Source organism: Chitinophaga sp. (assembly GCF_035564935.1).
GTDB lineage: Bacteria > Bacteroidota > Bacteroidia > Chitinophagales > Chitinophagaceae > Chitinophaga.
Window position 1 is genome coordinate 1 of record NZ_DATMTE010000879.1, and the last position, 3,933, is coordinate 3,933.

At 43.6% G+C, this 3,933-nt stretch carries 3 protein-coding genes; all 3 read right to left on the reverse strand.

The genetic code is table 11. The annotated features are described in order from the left end of the window. Positions 1–189: hypothetical protein (locus VN105_RS22890; protein WP_325644577.1), on the reverse strand; the 189-nt coding region annotated here is incomplete at its 3' end. Positions 190–207: 18 nt separating this feature from the next. Further along, complete coding sequence (locus VN105_RS22895; RefSeq protein WP_325644579.1) at positions 208–3,087, reverse strand: SusC/RagA family TonB-linked outer membrane protein; 2,880 nt, start codon at positions 3,085–3,087, stop codon at positions 208–210. 95 nt (positions 3,088–3,182) lie between these two features. After that, positions 3,183–3,933, reverse strand: a 751-nt coding sequence (locus VN105_RS22900; protein WP_325644581.1) for a substrate-binding domain-containing protein, incomplete at its 5' end; no start/stop codon positions are given.

A 3,933-nucleotide genomic window follows, 5' to 3' on the forward strand; every position in this document is an offset into this window, starting at 1 on the left:
GGTAGGTATTTTCCCATATATATTTGTTACCCATTTATATGCCTGATCCCCGGTAGGATCACTCTCATCGAAGATATAATCTATAGTAAGCAACTCAAGAGGTTTGTCTTCAAATGCTTTTTTACAGGATGATACTGTAAAGATGACTGCAACAAAAACAAAACAAATCCAGCCATAATTCTTTTTCATACAGCAATACATTGTCGGTTAAAATTTAATATTGATACCGAAATTGAAAATCTTCATAATGGGATAAACAGCTCCCCATGCCTCCGGATCCAAATCTTTCCTCATATCATAAATTTCCGCCCAGGTGAGCAGGTTCAATCCATTGGCAAACAGGCGCACTGAGGGAAGACCAATTTTGCGGGATAATTTTTCAGGGAAAGTATAGCCTATCTCCACGTTTTTGAGGCGCACAAAATCATTGTCCTTCAACCAAAAAGTAGAGATCTGGGTATTATTCGTGTTGTTACCCAACCACAACCTCGGTTGTTTTGCCGTTTCAGCGGTTGCCGCTGTAAACCGGCCCAGGTTATATTCATAAGCATTATTTTGTCCGCTGTTTCCAAAGCCATTCATGAAATCGCCGCTGAAATAACCCTGGCGATTTAATGTGCCCTGGAGGAGTACTGAAAAATCAAGACCTTTAAAACTAAAGCCAGTATAAAGACCATAATATATTGTAGGTTTTGCACTGCCAATTGGACCCTGGTCGTCAATTGTGATCTGGCCATCACCGCTGCGGTCAAGGTACCGTATGTCGCCGGGCCGCAGGGAAGACTTGGGAGATGAAGGCATAACCGCTGTCGAAGGATCATTGATTTCATCATAGGATTTAAACAGGCCAATTGCGGTATAACCATACTGCTGCCCTACCGGTTTTCCCGTCGTAACCTGGTAATCGTAGTTTTTAGGCAATTCTGCATTGTAAACCACCTTTGACTGAACAAGCGAGAAGTTACCGGAAACAAAATAGTTAAACGCTTTTACGCGCTGTTGCCAGGTCACGGAAATGTCTGTACCACGATAGTTAAACCGCTGGTAGTTCTGAAGCGGATAGCCAGCCCCAAAAACAGTGGTTGTCAGGTTAGGGGCAGCAACAAGATCATAGAACTTATTGAAGAAATAGTCTGCAGTTATTGTCAATTTGTTATTCCAGAGACCAAGATCAATTCCCGCATCAAACTTTTTGGCTTTTTCAGGATCAAGGCCTGTATTGGCAATAGCGTTTTCTCCTGAGCCCCTTTCAAGTGAAGAGCCAGAGCCAAACCAGTAACCATTGGCACTGAAATAGGTTTGTATATACGAAAAGTACCCGGCATTTACCTGGCCGGTCAATCCATAATTAGCTCTTAATTTCAGGTTGCTGATGAAAGGCAGGTTACGGCTGATAAATGCTTCCTTATGCAGGTTCCAGCCAAGCCCCCCGGCCCAGTATGTTGCCCAGCGTTTTGATGGCGCCAGCCAGTTGTATCCCCCATAGCTAACAGCGCCTTCAGCTATATATTTTTCATCAAAACAATAATTCAGCTTACCCGAATAAGCAGTGTAATTTTCCGGCAGGTTCGTGGTATTGAATGCCAGCCTGCTTTGCTGGTTCGCAACTGTCAATACGGAAATAGCGTGCTTTTTAAAGGTTCTGTCATAAGCAAGCGAGCCTTCCAGGTAAACAATCCGGTATCTCTCATTTGCGCCTCCCCCGGTTACTTGTTCAGTTGTTGACCCATACTTTGTGTAAGCTCCATCCAGGTATTGGTATACTTCAAAATTTTTGTCGCGTTTGGTTGTAAAATAGGTAGTATTGTTATTGGACGCTTTAGCTTTCAGGACAAGGCCTTTTGTAAGCACATCCAGTTTCTGGGTAACCTCCAGGTCAACTGCAATATCTCTCACATCCTGGAACTGATATCCCCTGGCAACGGCCTGGCCCCAGATATTGGCGTTACCCTGGTATTTGTCGCTGCCACCCAAAGTCCCATCAGGATTGAAAACCGGATAAGCAAGTTGCGGCGTATTTAATAACGAGGAAAAGATACCTGAAGCTCCGCCACCAGGTTGATTGTAACGCTGAAAACGGCCGAAAAGGTTCAATTGCACAAAAGTTACAGGCGTTACATCAACTCCCACATTCGAACGCAAAGCATACCGGTTTAATTGGGAGTTTGTATTGTATTTATTTTCACTGCTGGTTCTGAAAATTCCTTTTTCTCTCATATTATCCAGGTCAACAAAATACCTGAATCCTTTTCCACTACCTTGTAAATTAAGATTGTAACGTGCTACATCAGCTCTTTTACCCAGCAGGGTGTTGTACCAGTCTACATCAGGATAGGTATAGGGATCTGTTTGATTTTTATATGCATCAATCTGAACCTGGGTATATTGGGGAATAACCGGTGTTGCGCCGGCATCATTTTGCTTAGCCTCGTTATACAGGGTGGCATACTGCCAGGCAGATAAAGGTTTGGGCAGGGCGGTAGGTGTTTCAAAACCTGATTGGGCGGTAAATGAAATACGGGGCTTGCCTATATCTCCTTTTTTTGTTCTTACGGAAATGATTCCGTAGGAGGAACGCTGACCAAACATGACTGTTGAAAGCGCATCTTTTAATACAGTGACAGATTCAATCTGTTCCGGGTCGATGGATTGGTATCCCCTTTCAACGCCATCGATCAAAACGATTTGCGCTCTGGCACCACGGATATTAAAGCCCATCCCGTTTCCATCAAGACCGGGGCCACCGCTGCTAAAAAAGATATTCAGTCCGGGCAGGCGGCCAGGCAAAGCCTGCAGGAACTGGGGACTAGGCGTTGTGACTAACTGATTGGTGTAAACTGTTGCAACCGACTGTAGTAGCCTGCCTTTTGATTGTTCGCCATAAAGAATTGGAACAGTTGCAGCGGTTTTTGAGATCTCAATTACAGAATCCGGCTTTGGACCATGTACTCTTGTATCGGCCACCTGTGCCTTAGCAGAAGACCATAGCAGCAGGATAGCAGTCGGGAACGCCAGGCAAACCTTACCGTACAATTGCCTCCAAATACCGGAAGGCAGCAGAACGTCTGCGGTAATATTTTTTTTCATAGTGGAAGTTTATAAAGACAAAAGATTTCTATTAGGGCAAAACCGCTTTTTGCCCTATTACTTATTATTGAAATTTTGATTGATTATTTAACCGATTAACTGTGTTTCATCGTCGATGGTACTGCGTGAACAATTTCCTTTTTCACCTTGGGAAAAGAAGAATTTCTTACAATTAACTTAACCGGTAATATTACCGTTCTTCGCTTTTTACTTTCCCTTTCATCTGATAAAGCGTTGAGCAGTTGCTGTACTACTTCTTGCGCGATTTCTTCTATTGGTTGAGCCACGGCCGTGATCGAAGGAGAAAATAAATTAAAGTGCGTATTGTCGTCGAAACCTATTACCGCAATATCATCCGGTATTGCTAATCCTAAATCCCTGATCGCCATTAGTCCGTTTATAGCTAAATAATTAGTCGCAAAAATGATCGCATCAACTTTATCATGTTTTTCCATAAACTCCTGCACTAATTTTTCCGCGTGCCTCCCCTGATGACTTAATTCATATGGAAGTTTTGCTACGATTGGATTGTACCCGCTATCTTCAACAGCCTTGGTATAGCCTTGCAGGCGGGCGCACATCTGCGTTTGCTCCGAGTTCAGCGTTATGAAGGCAATGTTGGTATAACCATTTTCCCGCAGATGTTTTACGGCTTCGTATGAGCCGGAATAATTATCGATGATTACTGTACTGGTATTAAGAGAAGGCAGGTAACGGTCGAAAAGGATCACCGGCACATTGTCATCCATGAGCGCCTTTATTTCATCTTCTACACCGGTAGGTGGCGCCATAATATATCCATCTACCTGTCGCTCCCTGAATGCTTTTATCAGTGTTTTTGTCTTC

Excerpts from the sequence above, each read along its gene's own strand:
- VN105_RS22895 (WP_325644579.1), bottom strand. The coding sequence starts at position 3,087 with ATGAAAAAAAATATTACCGCAGACGTTCTGCTGCCTTCCGGTATTTGG.